Consider the following 15,288-nt stretch of genomic DNA (forward strand, 5'->3'; position numbering starts at 1 on the left):
GAGGGATGATGCCGAACAAGAACTTTGAACCGCGTGACCAGCGCATTGACGATGCGCTGGATACCTCCGGTGTGCGCCACCGCGCGACACTCAAGCAGGAATGGCCGCTGCTTCTGCTGCTGCTCTTTGTCTGGGGTGCTCTCTGGCAGGACTTCTCCCTGGGGAACATGGTCTTCGGCGTGATCATCGCGCTGCTGATCGTGAACCTGTTCCCGCTGCCGCCGGTGGTCCTTTCGGGCCGGATCAATGCCTGGTACTGCCTGAAGCTGTTCATCTGGTTCCTCGGACAGGTCTTCGCGGCCAGCGTCCATGTGGCCTGGCTGGCGCTGGTCCGCGGGAAGCGCACCCGCAGCGCGGTCATTGCGGTCCCGCTGCGCACCGACTCGGACCTGATCGTGATGACTGTGGGACACGTGCTCACGCTGATCCCGGGCTCCTTCGTGATCGACGTGGACCGCAGCTCGTCGACGCTGTACCTGCACTACATCGACATCGAGTCGCCTGCGGACGTGGAGAAGGCGCGTGCCGGCATCCGGGACATCGAACGCCGGCTGATCATGGCTATTGGCAGCCGAGACGAGTACGAAGCGATCAAGAGCGAATGCGGACCGAACTTTGATGCGAGGAAGGGGTAACATGCTGGATATCGTCATTTGGATCTGCGGCATCATGCTCGGGCTCGGTGCTGTCGCCTGCCTGGTCCGTGTTGCCAAGGGGCCGTCAATCCTTGACCGGGTGCTGGCCCTGGACGTGATGCTGCTGATCATCTCCGCCGCGCTGTGCCTGGAAATGGTGCTGCACAAGCACACCGACTACTTGCTGTTCGTCGTGGCCGCCTGCATGCTCGGGTTCATCGGTTCGGTGACCGTCTCGCGCTTCGTTTCGGATCAGAGGAACGCCTAATGGAAATCTTCCTCGATGTCCTCGTTGCCGTCCTGCTGATCCTTGGCTGCCTGATGTCATTGATCGCAGGTATCGGCTTGCTGACCTTCCCGGACATGCTCACCCGCATGCATGCAGCGACCAAACCGCAGGTACTCGGCTTCCTGCTGATTTTCGCTGGACTGGCCATTTACCTGCGCAGCTGGGCTGTGGTCCCGGTACTCGTGCTGGCCTGGGGAATGCAGCTATTGACCGCACCGGTTTCGGCCCACATGATTGGCCGTTCCGGCTACCGGACCAAGCACGCTGCCAAGGAAACCCTGTTCTCCGATGAGCTGAGCCACGTGGTCAACAAGGTCAACGGAACACCGCCGACCGGAACCACCCCGGTTTCCAAGACCGGATCGCCAGACGAACAAGATTGAGAAAAAGCGGGAGCCGCCCCTCTGGGCGGCTCCCGCTTTTGGCTCAACGCCGAAGCTTACTTGGTGAACTTGGCAACAACCTTGTTGGCGCTGCGGTCAGCCACCGTCTGCAGGATTGCTGCGACCAGGGCCGAAACGACTGCGAAGCCTAAGGCACGGCGGAAAGAAGCTTCCGCTGCTTCCTCAGTGCCCTTGCGTGGTGCTTTGCTGCCGGTTGCCTTCAACCAAAGGAAATCAACCAGCTTGCCGCCGAGCATGCCAGCGCCAACGGTGATACCGGTAGTGGCAAGTTTCTGCACTTTATCCATTTTTTCCTCGCGATCAAGCTCTTGACATATCGTTCCTCTGCCCAGCATACCTGCGGTATGGTGGGGGAGCAGTAATTATTCCGACAGGGGAGCGTCAGACTTTTAAAAAGTCGCAAGACGCTGAGAGTGCGATAGATCGCAGACCCTCGAACCTGCCCCGGCTAGTACCGGCGAAGGAAGTCGAGCATCTCGGATGCGGATAGGCGCGGCAGTATGCCCTCATTCCGTCCATCTCCCCTCCTTTCCACAGGAGGACCAGCAATGAACGAAACAGTTTCGAAGCAGCGGACCGGCTGGCGTGTAGTTGATATCGTCGTCGCCTCGGTGATCGCCGTCGCTTCAGGGGTCATTTTCTGGGCGTGGAGTGCCGGCTATGGCCTGTTCTCGCTCGCCTTTGCGGCTTTCCCGCCAGCCACCGCGTTGCTCACCGGCATGTGGCTCTTCCCGGCGGTGCTCGGCGCACTGATCATCCGCAAGCCAGGCGCCGCAATCTACTGCGAGCTGCTGGCCGCTGTGGTTGAAGCGCTGCTCGGCTCGCACTACGGCTTGACCGTACTGATGTCCGGCCTGGTCCAGGGCCTGGGTGCAGAGCTGGTCTTCGCAGCATTCCGCTACCGCAAGTGGAACCTGGGCGTGGCGCTGCTGGCAGGCTTGTTCGCCGGCTTGTTCGCCGGCATTTCCGAGGCCTACATCCTGGCCTACTACGTTGAGTACACCGCCGGAATGAAGATCTTCCACGTGATCGCCACCGGCATTTCCGGCGTAGTCGTCGCAGGGCTGCTGTCCTGGTTGGCCACGCGTGGACTGGCGAAGACCGGTGCATTGAGCGCCCTGCCGAGCCGGCGTGCGCACCTGGAAAGCGCAAAATGAGTTCCTTTGCCAATTCCGGCGCAGCCTCGCTGACACAGCGCGGTGCCGCCATCACCGCAACGGGGTTCGGCTGGCAGCACTCCGAGAGGAAGAATCCTGCCATCTCGGGACTGGACCTTGTGATCCACGCCGGTGAGAAGGTGCTGCTGGTCGGTCCATCGGGCGCCGGCAAGTCAACCTTGCTGCACGCGATGGCCGGGTTGCTGGAAGCGGATGAGGACGATCAGGTCGCTGGCCGGCTGCTCATAGATGGCAGCGATGCCTTCATCCGGAGCCACCCGGTGGGCTTGATGCAGCAAGACCCGGAAACCCAGGTAGTGCAAAGCAGGGTCGCCGATGACGTGGCCTTTGGCGCCGAGAACCTCGGAATGGATCCCGAACTGATCCGCCAGCGGATCCCCGAAGTGCTGGACGCTGTGGGTCTGGGTGCGCTGTCCTTCGAGCACCGCACCCAGCAACTTTCCGGCGGACAGAAACAGCGGTTGGCCTTGGCCGGCATTCTGGCCATGGAACCCAGCGTCATGCTGCTCGATGAACCGACTGCCAATGTGGACCCGCAGAGCATTGAGCTCTTGCGCGATGCGGTGCTGAACGCCGCCCGGCTTTCCGGTGCCACGCTGGTCGTCGTGGAACACCGGATTGAAGCCTGGGCGCAGCATGTGGACCGGGTTATCGTGCTGCAGCCCGGTGGGGGAGTCGCGCACGATCTGGACCCGCAGCAGCTGTACACCGATGAAACGGTGCGCGAGGAGCTGGCTACTGCCGGGCTGTGGATTCCAGGCTACTTCCCGCAGGTGGCCCGGGCAACGAACGGTGCCGGTGCCACGCTGCTGGAAGCGCAGCAGCTGGTATCCGCCCGCACCGCCACGGCACCGCGCACCCAAGCGGTGGACGTGAATGTGCAAGCGGGCACCGCGACGGTGATTCGCGGCGAGAATGGCGCTGGAAAGTCGACGCTGGCCTTGACCTTGGGCGGATTGCTCGTCCCGGCCGACGGCGGGTTGGCGGCCACCGCGCAACTGGCCGACGGTCTGGGCAACTCCCCGTTTGCCTGGAAGGCCGGTGCATTGATTGGGCGGATCGGTTCGGTGTTCCAGGAACCCGAACACCAATTCGTGACCCAGAGCGTTCGGGAAGAGCTGGCTTTCGCTCCCAGCCGCGCGCAGGCCAGCAGCGCCGATGCGCCGAAATACGAGCCGGCCCAGGTCCAAGCGCGCGTGGACGCGTTGCTGGAACGCTTGGGCCTGGCGCATTTGGCAGACGCGAACCCGTTCACTCTCTCCGGGGGCGAGAAGCGGCGCTTGTCCGTGGCCACTGTTCTGGCCGCATCCCCCCAGGTGCTGATCCTCGACGAACCGACCTTCGGGCAGGATGCGAATACGTGGAGGGAACTGGCCGGGCTGCTGGTTGAGGAATTGCAGCAGGGCACCGCGATCATTGCTGTGACCCACGACGATCACTTTGCCTCGGTGCTCAAAGCAAGGGACCTGGTGCTCACTGCCGGCACCCCGGAAGCTGGTACCCCGCGACAGGGGCCGGTGCTTGATGCGCCGGTAGGGCATAGCTGGTTGGCGAAGATCAATCCGCTGGCCAAGCTCGGTGCGGTGGCTGCGGCAACACTGCCGTTGATCACCACCTTGGATTGGGTTTCGGCGCTGGTGGTGATCGTGGCGACCGTGGTGTTCTTCCCCCTGGCAGGGCTGAGCCCGCTGAAATTCCTCAAGCGCGCGTGGCCACTGCTGATTGCCGGAATCCTTGCGGCGTGGGGCATCGCCTTGGTGGGCCAGGATAGCGGCATGGTCTACGCCCAATTCGGCGCCTTCAGCATCACCGAGGGATCGGTGGCCGGGGGCATTGCCACCGGACTGCGCGCTTTCGCGCTGGCCATCCCGTGCATCTTGCTGCTGGCCACCACGAATCCAAGCGATTTGGGCGGGGCGCTGTCTCAGCAGCTGAAGGTACCCCACCGGTTTGTGCTCGGGGCCTTGGCCGGCATGCGCCTACTCGGGTTGATGGTGGAAGAATTCACCACGCTCACGCTGGCCCGGCGCGCTCGCGGTGTCGGGAACTTCGGCACCGTGGGCCAACGCATCAAGGCAACCCTCGGCCAGGTGCTGGCCTTGCTGGTGCAAGCGATTCGCCGCGCCGGACGGTTGGCCACCACGATGGAGGCCAAGGGGTTTGGCACGGCCAAGCGCACATGGATTCGCACGGCCACCTTCACCTGGCGTGATGGCATGGTGCTGGCCACGGGGATCCTGTTTGGCACGGCCGCAATGGCTGCGGCCGTGCTGGCAGGGACCTACAACTTGGTGTGGTCCTAGCGGATTGCTTCGCTCAGGGCGCTGAGCTCTTCATGGAGCTCAGCGTCCAGGCGCAACGGCTTGGCATCGATGGTGCGCACCGGGGTCAGCAGGCGGATGGAGGAAACCAGCCACACGCCATCGGCCTGGTACAGGTCTTCCGGGCGCAACGGGCCGTAGCCCAGCTCCCAGCCATCCTGGGCCGCGGCGTCGAAAATGGCGCTTTGCGTGGTGCCTGGCAGGATGCCGGTTTCAAGCATCGGGGTCAGCAGCCGCTTGGTCTCGCCATCGCGCTGGGCTACCAGCACGGTCGAGGTCGGAGCTTCCAGGATGATCCCGTCGGCGGAGGTGAAAATGACATCATGGGCGCCGTGCTTGTGCGCGTAGCGCAGGGCGGCCATGTTGATCGAATAGGAAAGGGTCTTGGCGCCCATCATGAGCCATGGCGCACGTTCGGCCAGCTTCGAGTCGTAGCCGCGATCCAGCATCAGGACATCCACACCGGTTTCACGCTGTTCCCTGCCCAAAGCCGGGGCAGGGGTCACGGTGACCCAGCAAATGGCAGGATCATTGTCGTGCTCGCCGCGCGCGGCGACCAGCTTGACCACCGCTTCTTCAGCGCCGCCGGTGGCATCGAAATCGGCCACAGCGGTATCTACCGCGGCAAACCAGCTGCGCGCATCGGGAATGGCCAAGTCGGCAACTTCAGCCGAGGTCGCCAAGCGTGCCAGGTGCGCTTCGAATTTGCGTACGGCCTGGTTGGTGTAGAGCATCGATTCAAAGATGCCATCACCTCGCGTGACTCCCTGTGCTGTGACCAGAAGTTGCGGTGCAGTGATGTCTGCAAGACGACCAGCCGGATAGGCCGGATCCAAGAATACAAGTGAGCTCATAAAGACAGATTATCGAACCCCAGCGTCTTCTGCGCGATTTCTGCAGGCGGAGATTCAGACAAGTCCGGCAATGTTCGATAAGCTAAGCGAAGGATTTTGGCCTGTACATCGCAGATCAGAGGCCGATAATGCCGAATTCGCGGGGTGTAGCCAAGGGGGTGCCCGAGTGTGGCCAAGTAATGAAGTCTTCTTGCAGATTGGCGGCGTTCTCTGGAGCGTGCTGGTCGCAATAGAGCTAGCGGTTCGCTACTTCATGATCGGCATCGTTCCGGGCAACCGGCGCCCCACCACCGCCATGGCATGGCTATTGGCTATCTTCTTCCTGCCCGTTGTGGGACTTGTCGCATACTGGCTTTTCGCCAATCCGCACCTGTCGCGCCGCCGCTTGGAAAAGCAGCGGCGTGCGCACGATGAAATCATGAAGGCCACGAGCCACATGCAGCTGCCCGAAGAATTCCATTCCCAGGAGGAATGGGTCGAATCGGCAGTCATGCTCAACCGCAATCTTGGTGCCATGCCGCTGGAAGGCGGCAACCAGGTAGAGGTCATTTCCGATTACCGGGCTTCGCTCGATGCCATGCGCAAGGAAATCGATAACGCCACCCGCTATGTGCACATCCAGTTCTACATCATGGGCGATGACCCGGATTATGTTGGACCGGTACTCGATGCGCTGGAAGCGGCCGCGGAGCGCGGCGTGCACGTCCGGTTGCTCTTCGACCACCTGGGAACCTTGCGCGTCAAGGGCTACAAGGATTTCAAGAAGCGGCTGAAGAAATCCGGTATCAACTGGCGCCCGATGCTGCCCATCGACCTGATTGGCCGTCGTTGGCGCCGCCCGGATCTGCGCAACCACCGCAAGATCCTCGTTGTTGATGGCGAGGTGGCCTTCACCGGAAGCCAGAACCTGATTGAACCCGGCTACAAGCGCGAGTCCTCGCATAAGGTGGGCCGCGAATGGGTTGAAATGATGCTCCGGGTCGAAGGTCCGCTGGTGCGCAGCCTCGACGTCACTTTCGCTACCGACTGGTGGCAGGAGGACGACGACCAGGAAGTGCTGATGGACATGGCCGAGGCCCGCCACCCGCTGGCCTATGAGGAACGTCCCGGTTCCACCCTGGCGCAGCTGCTGCCCAGCGGCCCCGGATACGGTACCGAGAACAACCTCAGGCTGTTCAATACGCTGATCTATTCTGCCTCCGAACGCCTGGAAATCACCAGCCCCTACTTCGTTCCCGACGATTCGCTGCTCTATGCCATCACCACTGCCGCCCAGCGCGGAGTAGAAGTGGAATTGTATGTTTGCGAAGAGGGCGACCAGTTCCTGGTGCACCACGCGCAGCAGTCCTACTACCAGCAGCTGCTGGAAGCCGGCGTGCGCATTCACCGCTACCCGGCACCGATGGTGCTGCATACCAAGTGCTTCACCGTGGATAACGACGTGGCCGTGGTGGGATCCTCGAATATGGACATGCGCTCATTCAGCCTGAACATGGAAATTTCCGTGATGCTGCTGGGCAAGGAAATGGTCGATGCGGTTAATCAGGTGCAGAACCACTACCGCGGGATTTCCTCGGAAATCACCCTCTCGCAGTGGCGCCGCCGTCCTCGCATGCAACGCTGGATCGACAACGTGGCTCGCTTGACGGCCACCTTGCAATAATTCAGTTGGCTTGAGTGTCTTGCGGGAAGCTGGCGCCCAGCGCTTGAAGCACGCCACGGGATTTGGTGATGACCTCGTCCCACTCTTCAGCGGGCACCGAATCAGCGGTGATTGCCCCGCCAAGGCCCAGGCTCAACCGCCATGACTGGTCAGCTAGCCGGTCGCACACCAGGGTTCGGATCACCACGGAGAAATCGGCGGCACCATCAGCACCCAGATACCCCACGGCCCCGGAGTACAGGCCGCGGGCACGGTGCTCTTCGAGCTCATCCAAGATGCTCATCGTGGACAGCTTCGGTGCACCGGTCATGGAGCCCGGCGGGAAAGCTTCGCGCAGGGCTTCGGCGGCCAGCTGCGGGGAGGATAGCGTGGCGTCGATGGTGGAGACCATCTGGTGCACTGTCGCGTAGGTTTCCACCGCGCACAGCCGGGCAACCTTCACCGACCCGGGAACCGCATGGTGCGACAGGTCGTTGCGCAACAGGTCAACGATCATGATGTTCTCGGCCCGGTCCTTGGGATGGGTGGCCAGATCATGCTTCAACGCGAGATCTGATTCTTCATTTTCGCCACGCGGCCGGGTGCCCTTGATCGGCTCGGCCCGCAACTGCCCGTCCTTGGACAGCGCGAGGAACCGTTCCGGTGAAATGCTGGCGATTTGCAGATCAGTGAAACGCAGGTAGTGGGCAAACGGTGCAGGGCTGGAGCGGCGCATCCGGCAGTAGGCCTCGAACGGATCGAACAGTTCGGCATGGGCCGTCAGTTCGGTAGTCAGGCAAACTTCGTAGGTGTTGCCTTCATAGATCTCGCGTTGGGCCTGGCGTATCTTCTGCTTGTAGCCGGCTTCGGTATCCGCGCAGCTGAACTGCGGGATAGGCAACGGGTGGTGGGCGCGCAGTTCTGGAGGATTGCCCAACCGGATGCTCAGCGCTGCTGCCGGTTCGCTAATGCTGTGCAGATGCATCTGGCCTTCTTGATGGTCAATGACCACCACGGTATCCGGCGCAAAGAACTGGGCATCGGGGCGCACCCGCCCGGGTTCAACCACTGCCTGCAGATCCGCGGCGCCGAGCTCGCGCTTGAGCTCATAACCGAGGTACCCCACCCATGCCGGCAGCGGGTAGCCGACTTTAGCGGTGGTTCCGGCAGGCCAGAGGCCTGCCAGCGCGCGGAAGAAATCCTCGCCCAGCCGTACTTGCGCTCCGGGCAAGCTGACGGTGGTGCCGTGGCTGGTGGCGCTCAGTACCGGGGGCTGTTCTGCCGCCGAAAGCGCGATCAACGAATAGCGGTTGCGTCCCAACGGGTCGCTGAGCTTATGGCTTGTTGATTCCAGTAGTGCGGCATGCGGAAGGGACCGGGCCAGTTCCTCGAAGAGTGACGCCGTATCGGCTGGCGCCTCGTAGCTCTGGCGGAAGGTTGGGGCAGTGGGGGACTGGTTGGAGCGGAGGCAAAGCTGGCGCATCATGGCCGGCAGGTAGCGGCAGGAACGCGCCCAGATCTCGATGGGGTCGTGGTCGCCAGCGGCATCAATGATCAGGGTTGCTGCGGCGTGCGGCTGATGGGCCAGCAGGTACCGTTCCTCTTGTTCGGCCCACATCTGCCAGTACGGACGGTAGGCCTGTCCATCGCGTGCCAGCGCCCGGTCGCGGCGGAAGCTTTCGGGTGCTTCCAGCCAGATCCCGATATCGAGGAATTCTCGGGCGTCGGAATGGATCGCTCCTACGCCTTCGATGATCACTACCTCGGCCGGAGTGAAGTTCTTGGATGCGCCAAGGGCACCCGCGGCCCAATCCCAGGTGGGGTAGGTGATCGTGTTGCCTGCTGCGAGCTGAGGCAGGATCCGGTGGTAGAGATCGAAGGACCGGTGCAGCCCGTCCCAACCGTGGTAGAGCTCTTCAAGGCGCAAAATAGCTACGGAGGCGGTGGCTTCCAGGTATTTCGCTAGGTCTGTTGCAAAGGTGCTTTTGCCGGATCCGGAACGCCCGTCAATGGCAATCAGCGTTGGTCTAGCGGTTTCCACGAGAGGCGATGTTACTCCGCACGTAATCTACAAGGGCAGGCAGGGAAGCAGAAATGAGTTTCCAGGTCTCGCGGAAGTCTCCGGCATCACCGTACCAGGGGTCATAGATGCCCTGCTGGTCGTGCGGGGAGCTCGCGGTTCCCGGATCAAAGGAACGGAACATCCGCAGTTGCGGACGTTCGCTCGGATCGATTTCGGCCAATTCGGGAACGAGTTCCTCGAAGTGGTCGGTGTCCATCGCCAGTACGAGATCCATCTTGGCGATTTCGTCCGAGTCGATCTGGGCGGCAATGTGCTCAGATGCATCAAGTCCATGGCTGCGCAGAGTACTGGCAGCACGCTCATCGATGCGCTTGCCGACTTCACCATCGGTGATGGCTCGCGATATGACCTCGACCTGCGAGACCTCGGCATCCTTGAGCGCATTCTTGAGCATGTACTCGGCCATAGGCGAACGGCAAATATTTCCCGTGCACACGATCATTATCCGGAACATGGCATCAGTCTATGGGCACAAGGCGATTCGATCGATAGCTACGCGCCCGTTTCCCGGCAACAAATCGGCAACGATTCGGAAATTGGCCCGGGAATCGGTTCACGGCTAGGAGTTCTGCGGCAAGAGCGGGGCGAAAATGCTAGTGCATGAGCAGCAGGAGCGCGGCGACCAGGATGAACAGTACGCCGAAGAGGATGTTCAGCAGCTTGGCGCCGCGGTAGGTCGCGGTGAAGCGCTGGAAGGTGCGGGCCGTGCCGGCAAAGAAGAAGAACATCACCGCGATGTCCACCACGATGACCGTGCCGATGAAGATGGCGTATTGGGCCAGGAGCGGCTGATCGGTGCGGATGAACTGCGGGGTGAAAGCCAGGAAGAAGACGATGGCCTTCGGATTGAGCAGGTTGACCAGGATGCCCCGGTTGAGCATGGACCAGCGGGTCAGGCGATGCCCGGTGCTAGTTCCGTCGGAGGCGACCTCCGGCTTGGAGAGCAGCATGCGGATACCGAGGTACACCAGATAGGCAGCGCCTGCGTAGCGGATGATGGCGAATAGCAACGGCGAGCTGGCCACGAGCAGCCCGACTCCGGCGGCAACGATCACCACGTGGATCAGCAAGGCGATCTGCTGCCCGAGCACGCCCCAAATGGAAGCGCGCCAGCCTTGGCGCATCGAATTGCTCATCGTATTGATGGCTCCGGCCCCGGGGGTGAAGCTGATGACGATGCAGGCGCTGAGAAGGGATATCCAGAGTGAAAGGGTCACTGCTTAAGGCTAGTGTCCGTCGCGCTCTTGGCTGGTTTCGTTGCTCGCTGTGTTACGACTTCTTCGCGCGCGCTGTCCACGCCGGCGACGGCTTCTGCCATGAAGCGGGCTATGACCTGCAGCTGCTGCTCGTCGTAGTGGCTGATCACTTCCCGCATTTTGGCACCTAGCGGCATGAACATTTCCATGCCCTTGCCGCGGGCTTTGGGTGTCATGGCGATGCGGATGACACGGCGATCCCGGTCCGAGCGCTGGCGCTCGATCATTCCCAGTTTTTCCAGGCGGTCGAGCATGGCGGTGGTAGCCGGAGAACTCAGTTGCAGGTCGCGGCTCAGGTCGCGCGGGGAAGGCAGAAGGCTGCGCTGCTCGTATTTCATGATGATTGACAGCGCATTCATATCCGTGCGGTGCGTTGCGTAAAGTGCTCCGGTGGACTCAACGTAGCGGTCCGAGGCTTGGCCGAATTCCTGCAGGAGCATGACCAAATTGTGCTGTTCTCTTGCGCTCATAGGCGCAATCCTAGTCGGAAAAGCATTTAATAGCCTGGGAAGTATTTCTACGATGGAAGTAAGTCTTGTAGTATGGCATTCGGATCGCCCTTTGATCCACCGCCAGCAATCACGAGTGAGGACGGATCAGTGGCGCATGTAGCGAAAACCGACCAGCCATCGGGCAAGAAGCGATTGGACAAGAAGGGTATCGGCATCAGGGCAGGAATCTACGCCCTGCTGATCATCCTCTGGCTGGGTGTAGCCGGAATCGGCGGCCCGACCTTCGGCAAGCTTTCCGAGGTCCAGACCAACGACCAGACCTCCTTCCTCCCGGCCACCGCCGAAGCAACCGAAGCCCTGGAATGGCAGAACAAATTCCGCTCCACCGAAGCAATCCCAGCGGTGGTCCTGCTCACCAGCGATGGCGAGGTCAGCAAGGAAACTGCTGGAGGGGTCGGCGAGGCGCTGAAGGACTTCACGCATCTGGACGGGCAGATCACCGGGCCCTTCCTCTCCGAGGACGGCAAGGCCGCTGAATTCATCGTTCCGGTCTCCGGCGAGGTGGAGGCCGATACCGGAGTCGAAGAGCTGCGGGCGCTCCTGGCCGCCGAGAAGCCCGAGGGCACCACCGCCTACGTCACCGGGCCGGCAGGCTTCAGCGCCGACCTGGTCGAGGCCTTCGGCGGCATCGACGGCGTGCTGCTGGGCGTGGCCCTGGCAGCTGTGCTGGTGATCCTGCTGCTGGTCTACCGTTCGATCCTGCTTCCCTTCACGGTGCTGCTCACCTCGGTCGTCGCGCTGTGCGCGGCAATTGTCGCGGTGTACTTCATGGCATCCGAAGGCTGGATCCGGCTCGACGGCCAGGCCCAGGGCATCTTGTCCATCCTGGTCATCGGCGCGGCTACCGACTACTCGCTGCTGTTCGTGGCCAGGCACAAGGAAGCGCTCATGGCCGGGCAGGACAAGTGGCAGGCCGTGGCTTCCGCATGGAAAGGCTCGCTGGAACCGATTGTCGCTTCGGGCGGCACCGTGACGGTGGGCCTGCTGTGCCTGCTGTTCTCCGATCTGAACTCCAATAAGGCACTGGGACCCATTGGCGCCTCGGGCATCATCTTCTCGATCGTTGCCGCGTTGACGTTCCTGCCGGCGGTGCTCGGCTTGCTGGGACGGGCCGCTTACTGGCCCTTCCCGCCCAAGCCGGTGGCCGTGGACGCCCAAGGCCAGGAGAAGGAAGGCCTGTGGGGCCGCATTGCGCGGTTCGTTGCCAGCCATCCGCGCCCGATCTGGATCATCACCGCTCTGGTGCTCGCCGTGGGAGCGCTGGGCATGACCCAGCTCAAGGCCCATGGCGTGCCGCAGAGCGAGCTGGTGGTAGGCGGTTCGGAGTCGCGTGACGGGCAGATCGCCCTGGGCGAGCACTTCCCTGGCGGCACGGGATCCCCGGCCACGGTGATTGTCGATGAAGCCGAAGCGCAGACGGCCCTGGAAAAGGCCCTTGATGTCTCCGGCGTGGATTCGGCCTACTTGCAGGCTGAAGACGGCGGACCGGCCATGGCCGCCCGCGGGGCCGAGCCAATGAGCGTCGAAGGCCGCAACCTGATGTCGGTGACGCTGGCCGATGCAGCGGACTCGGATGCCGCCAAGCAGACCGTGGTCGAGCTGCGCGAGCAGCTGCATGCGGTCGACGCCGACGCGCTGGTCGGCGGCACCACTGCGACCCAGCTCGATACCAACGAGACGGCCATCGCGGATCTGTTCAAGATCATTCCGATTACCCTCCTGGCCATTTTGCTGATCTTGATGCTGCTGCTGCGTTCCATTCTGGCTCCGGTGCTGCTGATCCTGACCACCGTGCTGTCCTACGGCACGGCGATGGGTGTCAGTGCGCTGGTCTTCAACAATGTCTTCGGCTACGTGGGTGCCGATCCATCCGTACCGCTGTTCGGCTTTGTCTTCCTGGTGGCGCTGGGCGTTGACTACAACATCTTCTTGATGACCCGTGTGCGCGAGGAATCCTTGAAGCGCGGAACCCGTGAGGGCATGCGGGTGGGCTTGAAGGTCACCGGCGGCGTGATTACCTCCGCCGGCGTGGTGCTTGCCGCTACCTTCGCCGCACTGGGTGTGGTGCCAATCATGTTCCTGGGCCAGTTGGGCTTCATCGTGGCCTTCGGGGTGCTCTTGGATACCTTCGTCGTGCGAAGCCTGCTGGTGCCGGCGCTGGTCGAAGAAATCGGACCAAAGGTCTGGTGGCCCTCGAAATTGGCGAAGAAGGAATTCGAGCTGAACTAGGCAGCGCGGCGGCCTGTCCCGGGAGCCCTAGTGGTGAACGTCTCCCGGGGCGGCAGTGCAAAGCGGAGCCGCTCACAGACGGGCCCCGCTTTCGCACTGTAGTATGGATACTTGTGCGTCACCGGAAAATTCTGTGGCGCATGCGTCGACAGTTTAGATTTCCCTCCTGTGAATCGCCCGGAAAACCTCCGCCGGTCCACTTTTGGCAGCAGGCCTTCCTTGGCCTTGCATGTTGCGGACTTCCTCCTGGCTCGGCGAAACCCAACGCCTGAAGCAGGCGTGCGAATCAGAGAGAAAGTTTGAATATGTCCGTAACTTTTAGCGCCCTCGGCGTGCCCGAATACCTGTCGAAAGTCCTTGTTGCCAGCGGGATCGAAGCCGCTTTCCCGATCCAGGAAGCCACCTTGCCGTCGACCTTGGCCGGCGGCGACGTCCTGGGCCGCGGCCAGACCGGCTCCGGCAAGACTTTGGCCTTCTCGCTGCCCCTGGTAGCTCGGCTGGCAGATCGCCCACAGCGCCGCAAGGCCCGTTTCCCACGCGCGCTGATCATGGCTCCAACCCGTGAACTGGCGACCCAGATTGCCAAGACCGTTGACCCCCTGGCAAAGGCCGCAGGCCTGCGTACCACCGTGATCTACGGTGGCGTGGCCCAGAGCCGCCAGGAAAAGGCCATGAACGAGGGCGTGGACATTGTCATCGCCTGCCCGGGCCGCCTGGATGACCTGATCAAGCAGAAGGTCGTGGACCTGTCCCAGCTGGAAATCTCCGTGCTGGATGAAGCCGACCACATGGCCGACATGGGCTTCCTGCCTGTAGTTCGCCGCATCATGGACCGCATGCCAACCGGCATCCAGCACATGCTGTTCTCCGCTACCTTGGACAACGGTGTGGACAAGGTGGTCAAGCGCTACCTGAGCAACCCGACCATTCACTCGGTGGATGCACCCAAGGCCGCTGTGAACACCATGGAGCACCACGTCTTCGTCATCGGCAACGATGATAAGAAGGACCTGATCCGCGTTCTAGCCCAGGGCACTGCCCGTCGCATCATGTTCATGCGCACCAAGCACCACGCCAAGAAGATGGCGCTCACCCTGTCCAAGGCTGGCGTTCCGGCGGTAGACCTGCACGGTAACCTCTCGCAGAATGCCCGTGACCGCAACCTTGCTGCTTTTGCTTCAGGCGAGGCGAAGGTTCTTGTCGCCACCGACGTTGCCGCTCGTGGCGTGCACGTTGATGGTGTGGAGCTGGTTGTCCACGTTGATCCACCAGCAGAGCACAAGGCCTACACCCACCGCTCCGGCCGTACCGCACGTGCGGGTTCGGATGGAACTGTAGTGACCATCTGCACCCCTGATCAGCAGGGCGACGTTTCGACTTTGCTGAAGCAGGCCGGACTGAAGGTGCCTTTCGAAAAGGTCAACCTGAATTCTCCGGTTGTGGCCAAGGTCGTCGGCGAAGTTGCCGAGCCGGTTGCCTACGTTGCTCCGGTTCAGCAGAAGCGCAATCCTGCCAAGAGCAAGCCTGCCGGTGAAGGTGCCGGCCGCGGTGGCCGCGGCCAGCGCCCGGCGCGTGGCGCCAAGCCAGCTGCCGAAGCCCAGGGCCGTGGCGGCGAACGCCGCCGTGCGGAACGTGACGGCGCTAGCCAGGGCGAGCGTCCAGCGCGCAGCGCCCGCGGTGCGAACTCCGACCGTCCAGCCCGCGGCGCACGAGGTGCCAACGCTGAACGCCCGTCGAGCCCTTCGCGCTCACCGCGAACCGGCGGCCGCAATGCCGCTGGCGGTGCAACCGGTGGCCGTTCGCGTGGCCCGCGTCGCGCATCGAGCCCAGCTGGTCGTGGCAACTAGGCGCTGGCACTAATCCTTGCGGAGTACTCCCTCGCATC

At 62.4% G+C, this 15,288-nt stretch carries 14 protein-coding genes and 1 riboswitch; of the genes, 8 read left to right on the forward strand and 6 right to left on the reverse strand.

Annotated elements, in window-relative coordinates; translation table 11 throughout:
* The first annotated feature begins 5 nt into the window (after nt 1–5).
* From ACIOTN_RS00535 to mnhG, 3 genes are read left to right on the forward strand one after another with little or no spacing between them, the layout of a single operon-like run.
* Nucleotides 6–635 (forward strand): Na+/H+ antiporter subunit E, encoded by a 630-nt coding sequence (locus ACIOTN_RS00535; RefSeq protein WP_105657015.1) that lies wholly within the window; start codon nt 6–8, stop codon nt 633–635.
* A gap of 1 nt (nt 636) precedes the next feature.
* Nucleotides 637–903, forward strand: coding sequence for a monovalent cation/H+ antiporter complex subunit F (locus ACIOTN_RS00540; protein WP_105657014.1), 267 nt, complete (start codon nt 637–639; stop codon nt 901–903).
* Nucleotides 903–1,307 (forward strand): monovalent cation/H(+) antiporter subunit G, encoded by a 405-nt coding sequence (gene mnhG / locus ACIOTN_RS00545; RefSeq protein WP_105657013.1) that lies wholly within the window; start codon nt 903–905, stop codon nt 1,305–1,307. The genes ACIOTN_RS00540 and mnhG overlap by 1 nt, the downstream gene beginning before the upstream one ends.
* A 56-nt stretch (nt 1,308–1,363) precedes the next feature.
* On the opposite strand, the gene ACIOTN_RS00550 is transcribed toward mnhG, so the two are convergent.
* On the reverse strand, nt 1,364–1,615 hold the full coding sequence (locus ACIOTN_RS00550) for a DUF4235 domain-containing protein (RefSeq protein WP_286134132.1): 252 nt from the start codon (nt 1,613–1,615) through the stop codon (nt 1,364–1,366).
* Nucleotides 1,616–1,690: 75 nt separating this feature from the next.
* Nucleotides 1,691–1,811, forward strand: a riboswitch (TPP riboswitch).
* A gap of 65 nt (nt 1,812–1,876) precedes the next feature.
* Between ACIOTN_RS00550 and ACIOTN_RS00555 the strand changes: the two genes are divergently transcribed.
* Together ACIOTN_RS00555 and ACIOTN_RS00560 are read left to right on the forward strand one after the other, a co-directional pair.
* Complete coding sequence (locus ACIOTN_RS00555) at nt 1,877–2,485, forward strand: ECF transporter S component (protein ID WP_402734686.1); 609 nt, start codon at nt 1,877–1,879, stop codon at nt 2,483–2,485.
* Nucleotides 2,482–4,809, forward strand: coding sequence for an ATP-binding cassette domain-containing protein (locus ACIOTN_RS00560; protein ID WP_402734687.1), 2,328 nt, complete (start codon nt 2,482–2,484; stop codon nt 4,807–4,809). The genes ACIOTN_RS00555 and ACIOTN_RS00560 overlap by 4 nt, the downstream gene beginning before the upstream one ends.
* Here the strand turns inward: ACIOTN_RS00560 and ACIOTN_RS00565 are convergent.
* On the reverse strand, nt 4,806–5,681 hold the full coding sequence (locus tag ACIOTN_RS00565) for an aminodeoxychorismate lyase (RefSeq protein ID WP_105657010.1): 876 nt from the start codon (nt 5,679–5,681) through the stop codon (nt 4,806–4,808). The genes ACIOTN_RS00560 and ACIOTN_RS00565 overlap by 4 nt on opposite strands.
* A gap of 166 nt (nt 5,682–5,847) precedes the next feature.
* Here ACIOTN_RS00565 and cls point away from each other — a divergent pair, with 166 nt between their 5' ends.
* On the forward strand, nt 5,848–7,344 hold the full coding sequence (cls, locus tag ACIOTN_RS00570; protein ID WP_286134130.1) for a cardiolipin synthase: 1,497 nt from the start codon (nt 5,848–5,850) through the stop codon (nt 7,342–7,344).
* A 1-nt stretch (nt 7,345) separates the two neighbouring features.
* Here the strand turns inward: cls and ACIOTN_RS00575 are convergent, their stop codons facing one another.
* From ACIOTN_RS00575 to ACIOTN_RS00590, 4 genes are all read right to left on the reverse strand, one after another.
* Entirely contained in the window at nt 7,346–9,364 is a 2,019-nt protein-coding gene (locus ACIOTN_RS00575) for a chorismate-binding protein (RefSeq protein WP_402734688.1), read from the reverse strand.
* Nucleotides 9,351–9,860 (reverse strand): low molecular weight protein-tyrosine-phosphatase, encoded by a 510-nt coding sequence (locus tag ACIOTN_RS00580; protein ID WP_105657007.1) that lies wholly within the window; start codon nt 9,858–9,860, stop codon nt 9,351–9,353. The genes ACIOTN_RS00575 and ACIOTN_RS00580 overlap by 14 nt, the downstream gene beginning before the upstream one ends.
* 139 nt (nt 9,861–9,999) lie before the next feature.
* On the reverse strand, nt 10,000–10,623 hold the full coding sequence (locus ACIOTN_RS00585; protein WP_133833557.1) for a LysE family transporter: 624 nt from the start codon (nt 10,621–10,623) through the stop codon (nt 10,000–10,002).
* Nucleotides 10,620–11,132 (reverse strand): MarR family winged helix-turn-helix transcriptional regulator, encoded by a 513-nt coding sequence (locus ACIOTN_RS00590; RefSeq protein ID WP_105657005.1) that lies wholly within the window; start codon nt 11,130–11,132, stop codon nt 10,620–10,622. The genes ACIOTN_RS00585 and ACIOTN_RS00590 overlap by 4 nt, the downstream gene beginning before the upstream one ends.
* A gap of 129 nt (nt 11,133–11,261) precedes the next feature.
* Between ACIOTN_RS00590 and ACIOTN_RS00595 the strand changes: the two genes are divergently transcribed.
* Entirely contained in the window at nt 11,262–13,403 is a 2,142-nt protein-coding gene (locus ACIOTN_RS00595; RefSeq protein WP_402734689.1) for an MMPL family transporter, read from the forward strand.
* A 305-nt stretch (nt 13,404–13,708) separates the two neighbouring features.
* Complete coding sequence (locus tag ACIOTN_RS00600) at nt 13,709–15,250, forward strand: DEAD/DEAH box helicase (protein ID WP_402734690.1); 1,542 nt, start codon at nt 13,709–13,711, stop codon at nt 15,248–15,250.
* The last annotated feature ends 38 nt before the right edge of the window (nt 15,251–15,288 follow it).

This window comes from Glutamicibacter sp. NPDC087661 (assembly GCF_044743275.1).
In the GTDB taxonomy this organism is placed as follows: Bacteria; Actinomycetota; Actinomycetes; order Actinomycetales; family Micrococcaceae; genus Glutamicibacter.